An 18,663-nucleotide genomic window follows, 5' to 3' on the forward strand; every position below is an offset into this window, starting at 1 on the left:
AATACCGTGAGGTCTCGTTCGGCTGGTGAACGATTCCGGACGCCCGCGGACCCACTGTGTCGTTTCACCGAGTCATGTGACTGTCATATGCCGTGCTTCTTGAGGATCGCCTCGATGTCGCTGAAGTCCTCGGCGGAGTCGGTGGTCCGGGGTGCGGGGGACGGGCGCGCGGCGGGGCGGGCGGCCCCGCCCAGGGACGGCGCCGAAGCCGTGGGCGCCACCGCGTCGTGCCCGGCCCGCCCGGCCGCCTCGCGCTCGGCGCCGGCACCTCCGCGCCGGCGCTCCACGGCACGGGTACCGGCGAACAGCAGCCAGGCCGCGCCGAGCACGCCGAAGCCCGCCCACGCGGTGGGGCTGAGGGCGGTGTCGGCGAGCCAGCCGACGACTCCGGTCATCACCAGGCCGATCGGCACCAGTGAGTAGGCCGCGAGGCGGGCCGCCGTCAGGAAACGCTTGCGGTAGGCCGTGACCACCGCGATACCCAGGCCCGCCGCGGACACGGCGGAGCAGACTGTCTCGGCGATCATCCGGTCCTCCTGGCAGGTCGTCTCGTCGCTTCCATCGTGCACCGCCGGATCCCCGTGATGCCATGCTCCAGCCGGACATCAGGGACATCTCCGGGTCGGCTCCGGGTCGCCTCCACCTGGGGCGCCGGTCGACCCCGGAGTGCCGAGCGCTCCCGGAGTGCGGGTCGTTCCCCGGACGGCCGGTCGCTCCTGAACGCCGGGTCGCTCGCGCACTGCCGGTCGCTCGTGCACTGCCGATCGCTCCCGCACTGCCGGTCGCTCGTGCACTGCCGATCGCTCCCGCACTGCCGGTAGCTTCTGGATGGCCGGTCGGCGGGCCCGGTACCGGCCGCCGACGCCCCCGAGCCGCCGCGGTCCCGATTGGGTCGCCCGCGCCCGGCCTGGAAGACTGGTGGTCATGAGCCACTCCACCCCCGCACGCACCGATGCCCTCGTCCTCGACGTCTGGTGCGAACTGCAGTGCCCCGACTGCCACACCGCCCTGGACGACGTCCGCGCCCTGCGCGCCCGCTACGGCGACCGGCTCGAGCTGCGGCTGCGGCACTTCCCGCTGGAGAAGCACAAGCACGCCTTCGCCGCTGCCCAGGCCGCCGAGGAGGCGCTGGAGCAGGGCAAGGGCTGGCCGTACGTGGAGGCCGTGCTGGAGCGGGTGGCGGAGCTGGACCGTCAGGGAGAGCCCTTCCTGGTCGAGGTGGCCCGGGAACTCGGGCTGGACGCGGAGGAGTTCGACACCGCGCTGATCGACGGCCGGCACATTCTGGCCGTGGACGCCGACCAGGCCGAGGGCAAGGCGATCGGCGTGACCGGCACCCCGACGTACGTGATCGGCGGCGAGCGCCTCGACGGCGGCAAGAGCCAGGAGGGGCTGCGGGCGCGCATCGAGGAGATCGCGGACCGGCTGCTGGCCGACCGCGCCGGCCAGGAGGCCTGAGGACCGGAGAAGCCGGTCGACGGGGCCCGGTCGCTACAGCAGCGTCTTGCTCAGGGAGCGGGTCACCGTCTCGTAGCCGAGTGACTCGTAGAGCCGCTCGGCCGGGGTGTTGTCCGCGAACACGTTGAGGCCGAGGACCGGAAGGCCGGCCTCGATCGCCTGGCGCTCCGCCAGCAGCATGAGCGTGCGGCCGTGTCCCCGGCCGCGGTGGGCCGCGTCGGTCTCGACGTCGAAGACGAACGCCTTGGTCTCCTCCAGGGCCAGCCACAGGGTGCCCACCCGGCCGCCCGCGTGCTCCAGCACGCTGAAGACCATGCCCTCGGTCGCGAGCCCGTGCGGCAGCAGCCGCGCGTGGTCGTCGCGGGCCTTGGCGCGGGCCGCGGCTTCCGGCAGGCCCCGCCCGATCCACGAGCGCGCGTACCGCTCGGTCTCCGTGTCCCGCCAGGTGTCGAACTCGGCGCCGGTCATGGGTCGCGCCCGGCTGTCCGGCGGCAGTGCGGGCGGGGTGTCGCCGAGGCGTTTCTCCATGACGCGGTTGCGCAGGGTGTAGCCGAGGGTGCCGAACAGGCGCAGCGCGGACTCCGCGGCGGCGGGCACCACGGTCTCCATCTGGACGCAGCCCCAGCCGCGGGCCACCTCCTCCGCGGCGAGCGCGGCGACGGTGCCCCGGCCGCGCCGCCGGTCCGGTTCGGCGATCCGGAGGTCGATGACGCGGGCCACCGAGTCGCCGAGGGACGGGGAGGTGCCGAGGTGGATCTCGCCGACGGGGCGGCTGTTCACGCACACCGCGTAGCGGCGGGAACGGGTTCCGTCGGGGTGCTGCTGGAGCGGCTCGGCCGGCCGCAGGGTCGTGGTCATCACAGGTGTTCTACCCATGCCGACCGCCCGCGTCAGCCTGTTTTCCGGCTCAGGGATCCAGGTCCTGGGCGGACCGCTCGGCGAAGATCCGCATGGCCTCGGCGGTCACCGGGCCCCGGACGCCGGGCAGTTCGCGGTCGTCGACCTGGTGCAGGGCCTGTACGTCCCGCAGGGTGGAGGTCAGGAAGACCTCGTCGGCGCGCTGGAGGACGTCCAGCGGCAGGTCGGTCTCCTTCGCGCCGGTCCACTCGGTGACCAGGGCCCGGGTGATGCCCGGCAGGCAGCCCGAGGTGACCGGCGGGGTGTGGATCTCGCCGTCCAGGACGACGAAGACGTTGGACCCGGTGCCCTCGCAGAGCTGTCCGACCGTGTTGCCGAACAGAGCCTCGGAGGCGCCGTATTGGTGGGCGCGGGCCAGGGCGACGACGTTCTCGGCGTACGAGGTGGTCTTCACGCCGGCGAGGGCGCCGCGTTCGTTGCGGGTCCACGGGACGGTGATCGCGGCGGTGGAGTCCGGGCGGCGGGTGGTCTCGCCGACGGCGACCACGAGGGTCGGGCCGTGCTCGCCGCGGCCGACGCCGAGCGGGCCGTGGCCGCCGGTGTAGGTGATCCGCAGCCGGCCCAGCGGCACCGGGTTGGCCTCCAGTACGGCCGTACAGGCGCGGCGGACCTCGTCGTGGTCGGGGTCGGGCAGGCCGAGTCCGCGGGCGGAGCGGGTCAGCCGGTCCAGGTGCCGGGTGAGCGCGAACGGCGTGCCGTCGGCCGCCTTGACGGTCTCGAAGACGCCGTCGCCGACGGTCAGGCCGTGGTCGAGGACGGAGACCCGGGCGGATTCCAGGTCCCGGAGGCCACCGTCGAGCCAGATCCTCATGCGAGCGCCCCCTCGGTCTCCTCGTACGCCCCCGACGCTACCGCGAGCAGCCGGGACGCCTTCAGCTCGGTCTCGCGCCACTCCCCCTCGGGGTCGGACCCCCAGGTGATGCCGGCGCCGGTGCCGAAGCGCAGGACGCCCGCGCCGCGGTCGATCCAGAAGGTGCGGATGCCGACGGCCAGCTCGGCGGTGCCCCGGTCGGCGTCCACCCAGCCGATGCCGCCGCAGTACGGGCCGCGCGGTGCCGTCTCCAGCGCCTCGATGATCCTCAGGGCGCTCGACTTGGGGGCGCCGGTGACCGAGCCGGGCGGGAAGGCCGCGGCCAGCAGCTCCGGCCAGCCGGCGTCCGCCCGCAGCTCGCCTCGGACGGTGGAGACGAGGTGGACGAGCCCCGGGTGCTTCTCCACGGCGCACAGGTCGGGGACGGTCACGCTGCCGGTCGTGCAGACGCGGCCGATGTCGTTGCGGACCAGGTCCACGATCATGACGTTCTCGGCGTAGTCCTTCTCCAGGAGGTCGGCCTCGGTGCGTCCGGTGCCCTTGATCGGCCCCGACTCGACGGTACGGCCGTTCCGGCGCAGGAACAGCTCGGGCGAGGCGGTGGCGATCTCCACGCCGTGCTCCGGCAGCCGAATCGTTCCTGCGTACGGCGCCGGGTTGCCGCGGGCCAGCAGGGCGGTCAGGGCGTCCACGTCGGCGCCGGGGGTGACGGGCGCGCTGAGCACCCGGCAGAGGTTGGCCTGGTAGACCTCGCCGGCCGCGATGTGCTCGCGGATGCGGCGGACGGCCGCCGTGTACGCGGCGCGGTCCAGGGAGGAGGTCCAGTCCCCCACCGCCGGGCCCTGCCAGCGCCCCGGCGCCGGGGCGGGCACGGGCTCCTCGCGTACGTCCGCGAAGCGGGCGCAGGTCAGCCTGCCCTCGAAATCCTGGCAGACGGCCCAGAAGCCGGTGGAGTCCAGGGCGGCCGGATCGCTGGTGACGTCGAGGAGGCCGGTGGCGACACGGTCGCCGAAGCGGGCGAGAGGAGGGTGGTGGAGCACGTGGTCGAGTCTAGGGCGGGTGTCCGTCGGGTGGCCCTGGGATGTCCCGGAGGGGGCCCTGACCACCGGGTCCGCCGGGTGCACCGCAGCACGCTGCGCAAACGCGTTTTTGTGCTGGCCCGGGAATCCGCTAGAGTTCAACACGTCGCCGGGACGCGGAAGCGGACCGAAACGACAAGCGGACGTAGCTCAGTTGGTAGAGCGCAACCTTGCCAAGGTTGAGGTCGCGAGTTCGAGCCTCGTCGTCCGCTCGAAGGAAGAAGGGGTCATCCCGATCCCCTACACTCCTGGTGGAGTGGCCGAGAGGCGAGGCAACGGCCTGCAAAGCCGTCTACACGGGTTCAAATCCCGTCTCCACCTCCAAGGACGATTAGCTCAGCGGGAGAGCGCTTCCCTGACACGGAAGAGGTCACTGGTTCAATCCCAGTATCGTCCACTGGATCTTCGGATCCTGGATCTTCTCGGAGATCCCAGCCCGCGCGATTAGCTCAGCGGGAGAGCGCTTCCCTGACACGGAAGAGGTCACTGGTTCAATCCCAGTATCGCGCACTGTCTGTGACTCACAGGTCACAGCCCGCGGACGATTAGCTCAGCGGGAGAGCGCTTCCCTGACACGGAAGAGGTCACTGGTTCAATCCCAGTATCGTCCACACAGCAAGAAGCCCCCGGCCGTCTCGTACGGCCGGGGGCTTTTGCGTGTGCCCAGCTGCTCAGCTGGAGAAGAGCATGTGACCGAAGCTCTTGTGGCGGTGGTGGCCGTAGTGGCCGTGACCGCCGTGGCCGCCGCCGTGCGGAGCGCCCCAGGCGGGCGCGGGCGGGGCGGCGGGGTAGGCCTGCGGAGCCGCGGGCGGGGGCGGCGGGGCCGGCTGCGACCACTGGGCCTCCAGGCGGGTCAGCGCCTCCAGCTCGCCGTAGTCGAGGAAGATGCCGCGGCAGCCACTGCACTGCTCGATCTGGACGCCGTTGCGGTTGTAGGTGTGCATCGGCGCATGGCACTTCGGACACTGCATGGTCGGCTCAACTCCTCGCCGTTCGGTCCTGCTTCGTGTTTCCCCAGGACAGACTCCGTCCGGGCCCGGGCGGTTGCAGCCTAGCCCGGGAATCCGGGCGCGGGCCGCGGGGGGCGGGGGGTCTGCGGGGGCACGGAGGGCATGCGGGCGCAGGCGTCGACCACGGCCTGCTCCACCTCGTCCAGCGGGCGGTCCGCGGCGAGCGCCTTGGCGACCGCCAGGGCGGCCGTCTGCACGGTGAGCGCGCGGGCCGGGACGTCCAGGGCGGGCCAGGGGTCGCCGTCCGCGGGCACGGCCGGGCCGCCGGCCTGCCGGTAGGCGGTCAGGAAGCGGGTCCACTCGTCGGGCGGGAGGAGTCCGCAGGCGTACCAGGCGGCCGGGCGGGCGAGGTCCCAGGCCGGGAGGCCGGCACCGAGGTCGTCGACGTCGATCAGCTTCCACGGCCCGTCCGGCGCCGGGTGCCGGACGAGCTGGCCGAGGTGCAGGTCGCCGTGGCAGACGGCCGGCGGGCCGGGCATCGGACCCTCGGCGCGGGCCCAGGCGGGCAGGGTGGCCCAGGCGTCCAGGACGGGGCGGGCGGCGGGGCGGGCGGATGCGTGGGGCGTGGTGCGCAGTACCGCCTGGAGCCGGCCCAGGGCGCGGGCGGCCTTCGCGGGGCCGCGCATCGGGGGGAGGCCGGTGGGGACGGGGGTGCGGTGCAGCCGGGCCAGGAGGGTGGCGGCGGGCTCCCAGGGGGCCGCGTCCGGGTCGTCGGGGTCCACCGGGAGGCCGTACGGCCAGAGGGTCACCAGGCGGTCGTGCAGGGTGGCCGGGGCGGGGGTGAGCGGAGGCAGGAGTACGTCGGGGAGGCGGGCGGCCGTGGCGACGCGGTGGACCAGGGCGGCGGGGTCGGTGTCCGGGGCGTGCGCCTTGGCGACGGTGCCGGCATGACGGACGACAGTGGCGTCCCGGCGGTCGGCGAGGGGGGTGCTGCGGCAGGTGCAGGGGGCGGTGGGGGTGCGGGGGTGGGCGGCGGCCCTCGCTTTGGCGGTGAGCGCGGGTATGAGGGCGGGTGACTCCACGGTGGGGTGGGGGCCGGTGCCTGCGTCTGCGTCTGCGTCTACGTCTACGTCTGCGGTCAAGGTGTGCCTCGGGCTGGGTCGGCTGTTCGGCCGAGGGTACTGGGGTGGGCCGGGGGTGGATCGCTCGCGGGGTGCCGCCTCTTCTGGGACGGGCGCCGCCCCTGGCGGCACGACTGCCCGCAGCTGCGCGGGTCCGTGGGGGCACCGTCCCGCACGGCCGCCCGCACCCGTGGCGGCAGCGCAGCACGGCCCGCCGCAACACCCCAGGGGCGCGGGGAACTGCGCGACCAACCCGCACGGGCCCGCAGACGACACACGACCCGCAGGTCAACGGCGCTGAAGCAGCGCGGCTACCGGCGCTGAAGCTGCGCAGAAAACGGCTAATGCCGGCGCAGCTCCCCAGCTGCGCCGGCATTTGTGCCGTCCGCCGCACCCCCGTCCCCACGGGGTTTCATGGATGGATGTCCCCGCCCGGACCGCTCTTCCGGGCCTGGGGTCGCCGCTCAGCGCCCCAGCATCGCACCCACGGACGACGCCTGTGTGGCCACCGTCTCCCAGCCGTCGAAGACGAGCAGGAGCAGGGCCGCCAGGGGAAGGGCCATGAGCGTCGCCACCAGGGGGTGGCGACGGCCCGTCCGGCGCGGGACGAACGCGGTGCGTCGCGGTGCCGTGTGGGCCATGGTCCCTCTCCTGACCGTTTCGGTTGTCATCGGCAGCGGCGGGTGCCTGACCTCGGGGGACGAGTGCTGCACCCGCCGCTTGACCTCAAATCTAGGCGCGCGGCGCACGCCGGGCGTCATGCCCTCGTACCGATTGCCGGGCCTCCCGGAGGATGAGCCATGACCTGCGAAGTACTCCCCTGGGTGGAGACGCCGGCCCGGGTGTCGGGGTCTTCCCGGAGGGGGTCGTCCGCTCTGTCCGGTCATTTCCGAAGCATCCCGGAGGCCGGAAGGAGTGACTTCGATCACTCGGGGCGGTGCCCGGGCGGGCGCCGAGGGTGGAGCGTGATCCGGGGTCCGGCCCGGCCCGCGGGTTGCCGCGGGGCGTCACCCGGGCGGGCCGCAGCCCCGCGCACCGCCACACCGCGCGAGCCCAACGCCCCTGTCCGGGTGGCTGGTTGACGACCTTGGTGACCGGAAGTCACCGTACTGAGCGGCTTCCTGACCGGGTTTCACCTCCCCCGGTCGGCCCACACAATCCGTCCGGCCGAGAGGGCGCGGCCTCTGCGCGCAGGCGGCCGGGGAAACGTAAGCTGTGCCACGTCACAGGACCGGGCAGCGGGGATGAACATGGCGATGATGCGCCTGAGGCGCGAGGACCCGCGCGTCGTCGGCTCGTTCAGGCTTCACCGACGGCTCGGCGCGGGCGGGATGGGCGTGGTCTATCTCGGCTCCGACAAGAAGGGGCAGCGGGTCGCGCTGAAGGTGATCCGGCCGGACCTGGCGGAGGACCAGGAGTTCCGGTCGCGGTTCGCGCGCGAGGTGTCGGCGGCCCGGCGCATCCGGGGCGGGTGCACGGCCCGGCTGGTCGCCGCGGACCTGGAGGCCGAGCGGCCCTGGTTCGCCACCCAGTACGTGCCCGGACCCTCCCTGCACGACAAGGTCGCCGACGAGGGCGCGCTCGGCGCGGCGGACACCGCGGCGATCGGCGCGGCCCTGTCCGAGGGCCTGGTCGCCGTGCACGAGGCCGGTGTCGTCCACCGGGACCTGAAGCCCTCCAACATCCTGCTGTCTCCCAAGGGGCCGCGGATCATCGACTTCGGCATCGCCTGGGCCACCGGCGCCTCCACGCTCACGCACGTGGGCACCGCGGTCGGCTCCCCCGGTTTCCTCGCTCCCGAGCAGGTGCGCGGCGCCGCGGTCACCCCGGCCACCGACGTCTTCTCCCTGGGCGCGACCCTGGCGTACGCATCGACCGGCGACTCGCCCTTCGGGCACGGCAGTTCCGAGGTGATGCTGTACCGGGTGGTGCACGAGGAGCCGCAGCTGCACGGCGTACCGGACGCGCTCGCCCCGCTGATCCGGGCCTGTCTGGCGAAGGACCCCGACGAACGGCCCAGCACCCTGCAGCTGTCGCTGCGGCTGAAGGAGATCGCCGCCCGGGAGGCGCAGGGCCTGGACGGCGTACGGCCGCCCGCGCCGCGTGCCGCCGAGGCGGACCGGCCCACCGGACGGCTCGTCGACACCTATCCCGAGCAGCAGCGCACCCAGCGGCGTACCTCCCCCGGTACGCCGCTGCCGCGCGGGGGCACCCCGGCCCGGGGCGGACTGTCGGCGCGCGGCGGCCCCGCCTCGCGCGGCGAGGCGCCGGCCAGGGGCGGGATGTCCTCGCGGGCCGATGTGCCGTCCCGTGGCGGGGTCCCCTCGCGCGGCGGCAGCGGTGCGCGCGGGAGCGGTACCGCCTCCTCCCGGCCGGGTACCGCGCGTCCCACCCCGGTGCCGCGGGGCGGCGGCCCGCGCTCCGGCGGCCGGCCCGCTCCGCGCGGTGGCTCCGGACGGCCGGGGCAGCGCCCGGCGCGGATGGGACGGCGGCCGGCCAATCCCCGGCTGCTGCGGCAGCGGCTGTTCGTGTTCGTGGTGGTGACGCTGCTGGTCGCCCTCGGTATCGCGGTGGCCCAGGGCTGCCAGGGTCCGGCGCGCGGGCTCGGCGACGACGGCGGAGTCCAGCGGCAGCGGCACACGCAGCCCAGCTATCCGCCGACGGTCGACGGCAAGGTCATGTCCGACGAGCAGAGGTCGAAGCTCAGCCACGACGCCGGGAACTGAGCGCGGTCAGCGAGGGCGGTCAGGACTTCGGCCGGCCCGTCGCCACCGCGTAGAAGGCGACCGCGGCCGCCGCGCCCACGTTGAGCGAGTCGACGCCGTGGGACATCGGGATGCGGACCCATTCGTCGGCGGCGACCAGCGCCTGCGTGGACAGTCCGTCGCCCTCGGCGCCGAGCATGAGGGCGACCCGGTCCATCGTGTGCGGGGCGGCCTCGTCCAGGGCGCGGGCCTTCTCGTCCGGGGTGAGCGCGAGCAGCGTGAAGCCGGCCTCGCGGACCGACTCCAGGCCCCGGGGCCAGGTCTCCAGCCGGGCGTACGGCACCGAGAACACCGCGCCCATGGAGACCTTGACGCTCCGTCGGTACAGCGGGTCGGCGCAGTCGGGTGACAGCAGCACCGCGTCCATGCCGAGGGCCGCCGCCGAGCGGAAGATCGCGCCGATGTTGGTGTGGTCGTTCACCGACTCCATGATCACCACCCGGCGGGCGGAGCGGAGCAGTTCGCCGGCCGTGGGCAGCGGCTTGCGCTGCATGGAGGCGAGGGCGCCGCGGTGCACGTGGTAGCCGGTGACGCGTTCGGCGAGTTCGGGGCTGACGGCGTAGACCGGGGCCGGAAGCTCGTCGATGACGTCGCGCATGACGTCGATCCACTTGGCCGAGAGCAGCATCGACCGCATCTCGTAGCCGGCTTCCTTGGCCCTGCGGATGACCTTCTCGCCCTCGGCGATGAACAGGCCCTCGGCGGGCTCGCGCTTGCGGCGCAGCTCGACGTCGGTCAGGCCCGTGTAGTCGGTCAGGCGCGGGTCGTCGGGATCCTCGACGGTGATGAGATCGGCCACAGGGTGATACTGCCTTGTCCTGGGTGTGGTGCCAACGGCTGGGGAGGGGTGGGTTACCCCGGGTTACCTGGGGTGCGTGTGATCAAGCCAAGGTCACGCCGAAGGCTGCGCGGGGCCGACCCGTACGACCTCGCCGATGACGATGACCGCCGGGGGCTTCACGTCCTCGGCCCGTACCGTCTCGGCGACCGTGGCCAGGGTGGCGTCCACGCGCCGCTGCGCGGCCGTCGTACCCTCCTGCACCAGGGCGACCGGCGTCTCGGGGGACTTGCCGTGCGCGACGAGCGTCTCGGCGATCTTCCCGATCTTGTCGACGCCCATGAGGACCACGAGCGTACCGGTGAGCTTGGCCAGCGACGGCCAGTCGACCAGGGAGCGCTCGTCGTCGGGCGCCACATGCCCGCTGACCACGGTGAACTCGTGGGCGACACCCCGGTGCGTGACCGGGATGCCGGCCGCGCCCGGCACCGAGATCGAGCTGGAGATGCCCGGCACCACGGTGCACGGGATACCGGCCTCGGCGAGCGCCTGCACCTCCTCCATGCCCCGGCCGAAGACGAACGGGTCGCCGCCCTTGAGCCGGACCACCGCCTTGCCCTGCTTGGCGTGCTCGATGAGCGCGTTGTTGATGGCCTCCTGCGCCATGTAGCGGCCGTACGGGATCTTCGCCGCGTCGATCACCTCGACGTGCGGCGGGAGTTCGGCGAGCAGGTCGCGCGGGCCGAGCCGGTCGGCGATGACGACGTCCGCCTCGGCGAGCAGGCGCCGGCCGCGGACAGTGATCAGGTCCGGGTCGCCGGGGCCGCCGCCGACCAGGGCAACGCCGGCGCTGCGGGTGCGGTGGTGCGGGGCGACGAGGGTGCCGTCGCGCAGGCCCTCGACGACCGCGTCCCGGATGGCGGCGGTGTGCCGGGGGTCGCGGCCACGCGCGTGCGTGGTGAGTACGGCGACGGTGACGCCCTCGCTGTGACCGGTCGCCGGGGTCCACGCGGTCGCCTGGTCGGCGTCGTCGGAGCGGACGCACCAGACGCGGTGCCGCTCCGCCTCGGCGGAGGCCCGCGTGTTCGCCTCGGGGTCACTGGTGGCGATGAGGGCGTACCAGGCGTCGGCTAGGTCACCGTCCTGGTACGCGCGCCTCACCCAGGTGATCTCGCCGGCGTCCGCCATGGCCTCGACCGAGGGGGTCGCCCCGGGGGACACCAGGACGATGTCCGCGCCCGCGGCGATCAGTGCCGGGAGGCGGCGCTGGGCGACCTGGCCGCCGCCGAGGACGACCACGCGGCGGCCGGAGAGGCGGAGGCCTACGGGGTAGGCGGGGTGTTCGGCCATGAGGGGCGACTCCTCGTGCAGCTCTGCGATGGGGGCGCGCTGCAACTCCGGAGCGGCCCTGACGTGCGGATTTTAGCTGTGGGCAGGGCAGAGGGCACGGGTGGTCCGGCAGCTGAACAGCGGACCACCCGGGCCGTGACGGCTACTTCTCCGTGACGCCCGCCGAGTCGAACGTCGCCACCTCGTGCATCGCCCTCGCCGCGCTCTGGACCAGCGGCAGGGCCAGCAGGGCGCCCGTGCCCTCGCCGAGGCGGAGGTCGAGGTCGACCAGCGGGCGCAGGCCGAGCTTGTTGAGGGCGGCGACGTGCCCGGGCTCGGCGCTGCGGTGGCCGGCGATGCAGGCCGCGAGGACCTCCGGCGCGATGGCGCGGGCCACGAGGGCCGCGGCACCGGCGCTGACGCCGTCCAGGATCACCGGCGTACGCAGCGAGGCGCCGCCGAGGAGCAGGCCGACCATGGCCGCGTGTTCGAAGCCGCCGATCGCCGAGAGGACGCCGATCGGGTCGGCCGGGTCCGGCTGGTGGAGTTCCAGGGCCCGGCGGACGACCTCGGTCTTGCGGGCGAGCGTCTCGTCGTTGATGCCGGTGCCGCGCCCGGTCACCTCGGCCGGGTCGGCGCCCGTGAAGACCGAGATGAGGGCGGCCGAGGCCGTGGTGTTGGCGATACCCATCTCGCCCGTCAGCAGCGCCTTGTTGCCGGCCGCGACCAGGTCGCGGGCGGTCTCGATGCCGACCTCGATGGCCGCCTTGGCCTCCTCGCGGGTCATCGCGGGGCCGGTGGTCATGTCGGACGTACCACCGCGGATCTTGCGCGGCAGCAGGCCCGGGGTGGCCGGCAGGTCGGCGGCCACGCCCACGTCCACGACGCACACCTCGGCGCCGACCTGGTTGGCGAAGGCGTTGCAGACGGCTCCCCCGCCGAGGAAGTTGGCCACCATCTGGGCGGTGACCTCCTGCGGCCAGGGGGTGACGCCCTGGGCGTGCACGCCGTGGTCGCCGGCGAAGATGGCGACGGCGGCGGGCTCCGGGATCGGCGGCGGGCACTGCCGGGACAGCCCGGACAGCTGCGCGGAGATGATCTCCAGCATGCCGAGCGCGCCGGCCGGCTTGGTCATGCGCTTCTGGCGCTCCCAGGCCTCACCGAGGGCCTTGGCGTCGAGCGGGCGGATCTGGGCGACGGTCTCGGCGAGCAGGTCGTGGGGTTCCTCTCCGGGCAGGGCGCGGCGGCCGTACGTCTCCTCGTGCACCACCCAGGACAGGGGGCGTCGCTTGGACCAGCCGGCCTGCATCAGCTCGGGCTCGTCCGGGAACTCGTCGACGTACCCGACACACAGGTAGGCGACGACCTCCAGGTGCTCGGGCAGGCCGAGCGCGCGGACCATCTCCCGCTCGTCGAAGAAGCTGACCCAGCCGACGCCGAGGCCTTCGGCGCGGGCGGCGAGCCAGAGGTTCTCCACCGCGAGCGCCGAGGAGTAGGGCGCCATCTGCGGCTGGGTGTGACGGCCGAGCGTGTGCCGGCCGCCGCGGGTGGGGTCGGCGGTGACGACGATGTTGACCGGGGTGTCGAGGATGGCCTCGATCTTCAGTTCCTTGAACTGCTTGGCCCGGCCCTTCGGCAGCGACTTGGCGTACGCCTCGCGCTGACGCATCGCCAGTTCGTGCATCGTCCGCCGGGTCTCGGCGGAGCGGATGACGACGAAGTCCCAGGGCTGCGAGTGACCGACGGAGGGCGCGGTGTGCGCGGCCTCCAGGACTCTGAGCAGCACCTCGTGCGGGATGGGGTCGCTGCGGAAGCCGTTGCGGATGTCGCGGCGCTCGCGCATGACCTTCAGGACGGCCTCGCGCTCGGCGTCGGCATAGCCGGGCGCGGCCGGGCCGGTGGACTTCGGTTCTTCCGCCACTGCGGCCGTGCTCTCTTCCTGGTCGGCGGCCCTGGTCTGCAGGTCCTCCGCGTGCTGTACGACGTCGGGGGTCGGCGCCGCGTCCGGTACGACGGCCGGCTCGCCCTCGCGCGGTGCGGGCACGACGAGGGGCTGCGGCGGGGTGGGCGCCAGGTGCGGGGTGGTGGGCACCTGGCCCTCCACCGGCACGAACTGCCCGAACGGCTGCTCCGGGTCCGGCTCCGCGGGAAGCGCCGAGGGCAGCGGCTGCTCCGGGCTCCGCGCGTGCACCGCGTCGGCCACGGCGGTCTCCGGCGCCTGACGCTGGAGCTGCGGGCCGGCGACCGGCGCGGGGGCGGCGGCGTCCGGGGCCTGCGGCTGCTGCTGCTCGGGCAGGGCGGACACGGCCGGCGCGTCTGCTGCCTGCGGGACGCCTTCGGCGAGCTGCGGGCCCTGGGCCTGGAGCACGGCCGGCTCCACCGGCGCGGTCACCTCGGCGACCTGTGCGGCGGGGACGGCGGGGGCGGCCGGCTCCGGTGCCTCAGGGACCTCGGGTGCCTGAGGCACGGCGGCGTCGACCGGCGCCTGGGCGGGAGCCGCGTCGGTCCGCTGGGTCGCTTCGGGCACGACAGCCGCCTCGACGGGAACCTGAGGCTCGGCGGGACCCTGGGGCTCGGCGGGAGCCTGGGGCTCGGCGGGAGCCTGCTGGGGCTGGGGGGCGTCGACGGCTTGTGCTGCGTCGGCGACCTGGGGTGCGGGAGCGGTCGGCTCCACGGCGGTGGGCTGGGGCGCGTCCATGGGCTGTGCGGCCTCGGGGGCCTGCGCGGCAACGACAGCCTCCGGCGCCGGAGCAGCCGACTCCACAGCAGCGGGCTGCGACACCTCGACCGGCCGCGCCACCTCGGCGGCCTGCGCGACAGCAACAGCCTCCGGCGCCGGAGCAGCCGACTCCACAGCAGCGGGCTGCGACACCTCGACCGGCTGCACGACCTCGGCGGCCTGCGCGACAGCAACAGCCTCCGGCGCCGGAGCAGCCGACTCCACAGCAGCGGGCTGCGACACCTCGACCGGCCGCGCGGCAACCGCAGCCTCCGGCGCTTCAACCGGCTGCGCGGTGTCAGCGGCCTGTGCGGTCTCGTCGGCATGCTCCATGGCGACAGCCTGTGGGCCCTCGGTCGGTTCGGCGGTTGCCGTCGGCTGAGCCGCGTCGGCGGCATCGGCCGCCGGCGGGGCCGTCGCCTCGGTCACCGGGGCGGACTCGGTGGGCTCGGCGGGCTGTGGGGCGTCCGGCGTCTCGGCCGGTACGGCCTGCTCCGGCGCCACCTCGGCCGGAACGCTCTCTCCCCCTGCTTCTTGCGCCGGTTCCGCCGCGGGGGCTTCCGGCGCCTGCGCCTCGGCGACCTGCGCCGGCGCGGGCTCCCCGCCCTCGGGTGCGGTGGGAGCCTCGTCCGCAGCCGGTACGGCCTGCCCCTCCGGGGTCGCCTCGGCGCCGGTCCCGCCGTCACCGGGAACGACGGGAACCACGTCCGCACCGGCCACGGCAGCCTGAGTGTCTTCGGCGCCCGGGCCCGCCGGCGCGGTGTACACCCCGTCATGGGCGTGCATCGGCTGCACCCCGTCGTGGCCGTGCACGACGGGCACCTGGCCGGTGAGGCGGGCCACCGCGGCCTGGGCCGCGTCGGTCGGTTCGGCCGGCGCCGACGTGAGCGGGCCAACCGTTTCGGCAGCCGGGGCCTGCGCGCCGGCCTGGGGCGGGGCGGCCGGGGCCGCACCCCAGGGGGCCGCGCTCTGCGGAGCCGTCTGCGGCTGGGCGTCGAGGTACTCGGGACCGGCGGCCGGCACTCCGGGCTGCCGTACCGGCGTGCCCGCGGGGCCGCGGTCGGCGAGGGAGCGGACCGGGCTCGCCGAGGCGTCCGGGATCGGCGGGCCGAGGTGCAGCGGGCGGCGCGGCGGCTGCGGCGCGGCCGCCGGGTCGTGCGGCGCCGAGAGGATGGGCGACGGCGGGACGGAGACGGGCCCCGAGTCGGGCAGCCGTACGCCGTTGAGGTCGACCGAGCCGCTGTCGCGACCGGCCGTCTCGTGCGGGCCCGGCTCGTGGACGGCTTCCACCACCGGTTCCGGAGCGGGTGGCGGCACCTCGTTGCCCCACGCGCCCTGGGCACCCGGCAGCAGCAGGTCTTCGTCCTCGGCGGGCGCCTCGGAGAGGTAGGTGTACGCGCCGTGCGTGGGAACGCCCGGCTGTTCCACCATGCCTGCGCTCTCCGGCTGCCCCTCGCCCGGGACCTGGCCGGTGTCGGTCATGCGTACCCCTCGCCCATCGGTTAGTGCTCCTACGACCAGCTCACCCGGAACGGCGCACCGACCGCCCCGCAGTGAAGAACGAGCGTCCGTGCCCAGCGGCACGAACGACCCGCCGGAAAAGGCGACAAAGCCATTCAGTGGCATTGTCCCGGTCGTTCCGCCGTCGCGACAGCATGATCCGCGACAGCCCGCTGTGGACTGCGCCACGTTGCGCGTCCTCCGGTTCCGCAGTACCACACCCACCCCAAAACGGGCGTGCGATCCGGACATTGGCGAACGAAGTTCGGGCCACCGGTGCGGTACAACGATCGGCCAGCCTACCGCGCGCGGTACGACAACCGGATCACGGGGCGCGATCCGGCAATACCCCGCTGAGCAGGAACGCTACGTTCCGCTCGGTCTCCGTCCAGGCCCGGGTGTCGAGTTCGACGGACTGCAGCAGGGCGCACTCGACCCGGTACCCGTGCTCGGCCAGGTCGCGGCCGACGCGTTCGGCGGCGTCGCGGGTCGCGGCGTGCGTGACGATGCGCTGCGGGCGCCGGTCGGCGACCGCGGAGACGACGGCCGGTCCCCCGCCGCCCACCCGTACGACGTCCGGCTCGGGCAGGTTTTCGAGGACCTGCGGGGCGCTGCCGTGGACGATCTGGAGCTGGACGCCGAAGCGGCGGGCGGAGGCGTCCGTGCGGGCGCAGGCGACCGGGTCGTGGTCGACGGCGATGACGGCCGCGCCGGCGCGCGCGGCCTCGGTGGCGAACGCGCCGCCGCCGCAGCCGATGTCCCAGACGAGGTCGCCGATCCGGGGCCCGAGGCGGGCGAGTTGGGCGGCGCGCAGCAGTTGCCTCTCCCCCTCGCCGAGTCCTCCGCCCGGCCCGCCGACCGGCCCGGCGCCGTAGCTCTCGTCGGGCTGCACCCAGCCGCGCGGGCCGGCGCCCGGATGGCGCCCGGCGATCCAGCCGCCGCTCTCCCCGGCGCCGGCGGGGCCGCCGATGACGATGACGACGTTGGGGTCGCGCCAGGTGTGGTCGGCGGCCTTGTCGGAGGTGACGACGCTGACCCGTTCGCGTTCGGTGCCCAGTTCCTCGCAGATGACGAAGGTGCGGTGCACGCCCTCCAGCAGGAGGCCGAGTTCGGCGGGGCCGGCGCCCGGCGCGGTGAGGACGGCGACCTTGGTGTGGGCGCGGCAGACGTTCACGGCCCGGCGCAGGGTGCGCGGGTGGGCGACGACGACCTGGGCGTCGTCCCAGGGCATGCCGGCGCGGGCGAAGGCGGCGGCGACCGAGGAGACGGCGGGGACGACCTCGACCTCCAGGCCGAACTCCGGTGCGCGCAGGGTCCGTACGACGCCGAAGAAGCCGGGGTCGCCGTCGGCGAGCACGACGGCGGTGCCGCGGTGGGCGGCGATACGGCGGGCGGCCAGGGCGAGGCTGCCGAGGCGGATGCGTTCGGCGGTGGGCGGGACCTCGGGCAGCGCCAGGTGGTGGGCGGCGCCGGCCACGAGGGTGGCGGCGCCGAGGGCGGCCCGTGCCGCGGCGGTCAGCGGCGAGCCGTCCCAGCCGATCACCGTGACGCGGTCGGCCATCGTCGTCAGTCTCCAGGGGTTCTGCGCAGGTCTTCGGGTGGGGGGAGCCCGGGGCGGGCTCCGTGAGCGTACCTGGTGAGGCTCGGGAGCTCAGTTCCAGTCCGAGTACGAAGGGAAACCGCCGGTGTCGGCCAGGTGCTCGCCGGCTCCGGCCAGGTCCTCCGGCAGCAGGCTCCAGACGATGACGTCGGTGCGCACGTCGGTCCAGGTCCCGTCCTCGGTCCTGGTGCGCGCTATCCAGGCGTTGCGCAGGACGCCCTCGCTGATGCAGCCGATCTTCTGGGCCACCTGCTGGGAGGCGGTGTTGTCGGCGGCGGTGCGCAGTTCGAGCCGCTCGAACTTCTGGTCGTGGAACAGCCACTGGGCCATGGCGAGGGCGGCTTCGGAGGCGTAGCCCTCACCGCGGGCCCAGGGGGCGACGACGTAGGCGATCTCGCTGGAGCGGACGCGCCAGTCGGTGTTCCTCATGTGGACGACGCCGACGAGCCGCTGGGTGAGGAACTCGGTGACGGCGAGGACGATGCCGCGGCCCTCGGTGCGCTCGTCGGGGGCCAGCCGGGTGATCCACTCGCGGGCGTCGTCCCGGGTGTAGGGGTGGGGGACGGTGGTCCAGGCGACGACCTGCTCGTCGTTCATCATCTCGGCCAGGGCGGGCACGTCGTCCTCGTCGAGGGGACGCAGCACCAACCGCTCCGTGCTGATGGAGATGTTGGGGAAGGTGCTCGTCATGCGCCGCTCCGTAACCTTCGGAAAATCCTCGAAAGACCGTCAGGGCCGTCAGGCCTGCTGAACTGCCCAGCATGCAGCATGAAACCACTGAACCGCACGACGGGGTCCACACCCGGTGAGGGAGCGGACCCCGTGCGTGGCGAAACGCCGTGTACGTGCCGTCAGCCGCCGGTGACCGGCAGGACGGACCCGTGGTACCTGTCCTGGATGAACGTCCGTACCTCGGGTGAGACGAGCAGCTCGGCGAGCTTCCTCACCCGCGGGTCGTCCTCGTTGCCGCGTTTGACGGCGAGGAGGTTGGCGTAGGGGTTGTCCTTCGCCGACTCCAGGAGGATCGCGTCCTTGGTGGGGCTGAGGCCCGCGTCCTGGGCGTAGTTGTTGTTGATGACCGCGGCGTCCACGTCGTCCAGCGAGCGGGGCAGCTGGGCGGCCTCCAGTTCCCTGAACCTCAGGTGCCGGGGGTTGGCCGTGACGTCCGCGGGGGACGCGTCGGCGCCGGCGCCGGCCTTCAGCTCGACGAGGCCGCCGGCGGCGAGGAGCTTGAGGGCGCGGCCCTCGTTGGTGGTGTCGTTCGGTACGGCGACGGTGGCTCCGTCGGCGAGCTTGGCGACGCTCTTCGCCTTGTGGGAGTAGACGCCCATGGGCGGCAGGTAGGGCTTGACGACCGGGACGAGGTCGGTGCCCTTGGACTTGTTGAAGTCGTCCAGGTAGGGCTGGTTCTGGTAGAGGTTGGCGTCCAGCTCGCCCTCCTGGAGGGCGGTGTTCGGCAGGACGTAGTCCGTGAACTCCTTGATCTCCAGCTTCAGGCCGGCCTTGGCGGCGAGGTGGTCCCTGACGTAGGTGAGCACCTCGCCGGCCGGGACGGGGGGGGGGGGGGGGGGGGGGGGGGGGGGGGGGGGGGGAGGATCCCTCCGTGCCGCGGTCTTCGGCCGGAACTGTCGGGGC

General features: G+C 74.1%; 14 protein-coding genes, 5 tRNA genes and 1 pseudogene. 7 read left to right on the forward strand and 13 right to left on the reverse strand.

All coding sequences use genetic code 11. The features are described 5' to 3' along the window. Nucleotides 1–83: 83 nt before the first annotated feature. Nucleotides 84–527 carry a hypothetical protein gene (locus ACZ4U1_RS38320; RefSeq protein ID WP_467908825.1) on the reverse strand — a complete coding sequence of 148 codons (444 nt, stop codon included), beginning with the start codon at nt 525–527 and terminating at the stop codon, nt 84–86. Nucleotides 528–924: 397 nt separating this feature from the next. On the opposite strand from ACZ4U1_RS38320, the gene ACZ4U1_RS38325 reads away from it, so the two are divergent. Further along, complete coding sequence (locus ACZ4U1_RS38325) at nt 925–1,458, forward strand: DsbA family protein (protein WP_467908797.1); 534 nt, start codon at nt 925–927, stop codon at nt 1,456–1,458. A gap of 33 nt (nt 1,459–1,491) precedes the next feature. Here the strand turns inward: ACZ4U1_RS38325 and ACZ4U1_RS38330 are convergent, their stop codons facing one another. The 3 genes from ACZ4U1_RS38330 to ACZ4U1_RS38340 are packed head-to-tail and all read right to left on the reverse strand — an operon-like array spanning nt 1,492 to nt 4,227. Beyond that, nucleotides 1,492–2,316, reverse strand: coding sequence for a GNAT family N-acetyltransferase (locus tag ACZ4U1_RS38330; protein ID WP_467908798.1), 825 nt, complete (start codon nt 2,314–2,316; stop codon nt 1,492–1,494). A 49-nt stretch (nt 2,317–2,365) separates the two neighbouring features. Further along, nucleotides 2,366–3,187 (reverse strand): aminotransferase class IV, encoded by an 822-nt coding sequence (locus ACZ4U1_RS38335; RefSeq protein ID WP_467908799.1) that lies wholly within the window; start codon nt 3,185–3,187, stop codon nt 2,366–2,368. Beyond that, entirely contained in the window at nt 3,184–4,227 is a 1,044-nt protein-coding gene (locus tag ACZ4U1_RS38340) for a chorismate-binding protein (RefSeq protein WP_467908800.1), read from the reverse strand. The genes ACZ4U1_RS38335 and ACZ4U1_RS38340 overlap by 4 nt, the downstream gene beginning before the upstream one ends. Nucleotides 4,228–4,405: 178 nt before the next feature. Here ACZ4U1_RS38340 and ACZ4U1_RS38345 point away from each other — a divergent pair. The 5 genes from ACZ4U1_RS38345 (at nt 4,406) to ACZ4U1_RS38365 (ending at nt 4,877) form a co-directional block, all read left to right on the forward strand. After that, nucleotides 4,406–4,478: transfer RNA gene (locus ACZ4U1_RS38345), tRNA-Gly, on the forward strand. A 38-nt stretch (nt 4,479–4,516) separates the two neighbouring features. After that, nucleotides 4,517–4,590, forward strand: a tRNA-Cys gene (locus tag ACZ4U1_RS38350). Nucleotide 4,591: 1 nt separating this feature from the next. Continuing rightward, nucleotides 4,592–4,663 (forward strand) — tRNA-Val (locus ACZ4U1_RS38355). A 41-nt stretch (nt 4,664–4,704) separates the two neighbouring features. Beyond that, a tRNA-Val gene (locus ACZ4U1_RS38360) sits at nt 4,705–4,776 on the forward strand. Nucleotides 4,777–4,805: 29 nt separating this feature from the next. Next, a tRNA-Val gene (locus ACZ4U1_RS38365) sits at nt 4,806–4,877 on the forward strand. A gap of 60 nt (nt 4,878–4,937) precedes the next feature. Here the strand turns inward: ACZ4U1_RS38365 and ACZ4U1_RS38370 are convergent. The 3 genes from ACZ4U1_RS38370 to ACZ4U1_RS38380 form a co-directional block, all read right to left on the reverse strand. Then, on the reverse strand, nt 4,938–5,237 hold the full coding sequence (locus tag ACZ4U1_RS38370) for a TFIIB-type zinc ribbon-containing protein (protein ID WP_467908801.1): 300 nt from the start codon (nt 5,235–5,237) through the stop codon (nt 4,938–4,940). A gap of 80 nt (nt 5,238–5,317) precedes the next feature. Then, complete coding sequence (locus tag ACZ4U1_RS38375) at nt 5,318–6,298, reverse strand: phosphotransferase family protein (protein WP_467908802.1); 981 nt, start codon at nt 6,296–6,298, stop codon at nt 5,318–5,320. A gap of 503 nt (nt 6,299–6,801) precedes the next feature. Beyond that, entirely contained in the window at nt 6,802–6,978 is a 177-nt protein-coding gene (locus ACZ4U1_RS38380; RefSeq protein WP_467908803.1) for a hypothetical protein, read from the reverse strand. Nucleotides 6,979–7,581: 603 nt separating this feature from the next. On the opposite strand from ACZ4U1_RS38380, the gene ACZ4U1_RS38385 reads away from it, so the two are divergent. Continuing rightward, nucleotides 7,582–9,063: a serine/threonine-protein kinase gene (locus tag ACZ4U1_RS38385; protein WP_467908804.1), complete on the forward strand. Its 1,482-nt coding sequence runs from the start codon at nt 7,582–7,584 to the stop codon at nt 9,061–9,063. A gap of 19 nt (nt 9,064–9,082) precedes the next feature. Here ACZ4U1_RS38385 and ACZ4U1_RS38390 read toward each other — a convergent pair whose 3' ends face one another. The 6 genes and pseudogenes from ACZ4U1_RS38390 to ACZ4U1_RS38415 all read right to left on the reverse strand — a co-directional run. Continuing rightward, a complete protein-coding gene (locus ACZ4U1_RS38390; RefSeq protein WP_467908805.1) occupies nt 9,083–9,901 on the reverse strand; it encodes a TrmH family RNA methyltransferase in 819 nt (272 codons plus the stop codon). Between the two features lie 93 nt (nt 9,902–9,994). Beyond that, complete coding sequence (gene cobA / locus ACZ4U1_RS38395; protein WP_467908806.1) at nt 9,995–11,230, reverse strand: uroporphyrinogen-III C-methyltransferase; 1,236 nt, start codon at nt 11,228–11,230, stop codon at nt 9,995–9,997. A 142-nt stretch (nt 11,231–11,372) separates the two neighbouring features. Continuing rightward, on the reverse strand, nt 11,373–15,410 hold the full coding sequence (cobT, locus tag ACZ4U1_RS38400) for a nicotinate-nucleotide--dimethylbenzimidazole phosphoribosyltransferase (RefSeq protein ID WP_467908807.1): 4,038 nt from the start codon (nt 15,408–15,410) through the stop codon (nt 11,373–11,375). A 343-nt stretch (nt 15,411–15,753) separates the two neighbouring features. Beyond that, nucleotides 15,754–16,989 carry a precorrin-6y C5,15-methyltransferase (decarboxylating) subunit CbiE gene (gene cbiE, locus ACZ4U1_RS38405; RefSeq protein ID WP_467908808.1) on the reverse strand — a complete coding sequence of 412 codons (1,236 nt, stop codon included), beginning with the start codon at nt 16,987–16,989 and terminating at the stop codon, nt 15,754–15,756. Between the two features lie 90 nt (nt 16,990–17,079). Beyond that, a complete protein-coding gene (locus tag ACZ4U1_RS38410; protein ID WP_467908809.1) occupies nt 17,080–17,718 on the reverse strand; it encodes a GNAT family N-acetyltransferase in 639 nt (212 codons plus the stop codon). A gap of 161 nt (nt 17,719–17,879) precedes the next feature. Continuing rightward, nucleotides 17,880–18,584, reverse strand: a pseudogene (locus tag ACZ4U1_RS38415) (MetQ/NlpA family ABC transporter substrate-binding protein); the annotation flags it as partial. Nucleotides 18,585–18,663: the final 79 nt, after the last annotated feature.

The organism is Streptomyces sp. NPDC028928 (genome assembly GCF_055564915.1).

What these genes read in the sequence shown, in the direction of transcription:
- ACZ4U1_RS38320 (WP_467908825.1), bottom strand. Translation starts at nt 527, where the DNA reads ATGATCGCCGAGACAGTCTGCTCCGCCGTGTCCGCGGCGGGCCTGGGT.
- ACZ4U1_RS38325 (WP_467908797.1), top strand. Translation starts at nt 925, where the DNA reads ATGAGCCACTCCACCCCCGCACGCACCGATGCCCTCGTCCTCGACGTC.
- ACZ4U1_RS38330 (WP_467908798.1), bottom strand. Translation starts at nt 2,316, where the DNA reads ATGACCACGACCCTGCGGCCGGCCGAGCCGCTCCAGCAGCACCCCGAC.
- ACZ4U1_RS38335 (WP_467908799.1), bottom strand. Translation starts at nt 3,187, where the DNA reads ATGAGGATCTGGCTCGACGGTGGCCTCCGGGACCTGGAATCCGCCCGG.
- ACZ4U1_RS38370 (WP_467908801.1), bottom strand. Translation starts at nt 5,237, where the DNA reads ATGCAGTGTCCGAAGTGCCATGCGCCGATGCACACCTACAACCGCAAC.
- ACZ4U1_RS38380 (WP_467908803.1), bottom strand. Translation starts at nt 6,978, where the DNA reads ATGGCCCACACGGCACCGCGACGCACCGCGTTCGTCCCGCGCCGGACG.
- ACZ4U1_RS38385 (WP_467908804.1), top strand. Translation starts at nt 7,582, where the DNA reads ATGAACATGGCGATGATGCGCCTGAGGCGCGAGGACCCGCGCGTCGTC.
- cobA (WP_467908806.1), bottom strand. Translation starts at nt 11,230, where the DNA reads ATGGCCGAACACCCCGCCTACCCCGTAGGCCTCCGCCTCTCCGGCCGC.
- cobT (WP_467908807.1), bottom strand. Translation starts at nt 15,410, where the DNA reads ATGACCGACACCGGCCAGGTCCCGGGCGAGGGGCAGCCGGAGAGCGCA.
- cbiE (WP_467908808.1), bottom strand. Translation starts at nt 16,989, where the DNA reads ATGGCCGACCGCGTCACGGTGATCGGCTGGGACGGCTCGCCGCTGACC.
- ACZ4U1_RS38410 (WP_467908809.1), bottom strand. Translation starts at nt 17,718, where the DNA reads ATGACGAGCACCTTCCCCAACATCTCCATCAGCACGGAGCGGTTGGTG.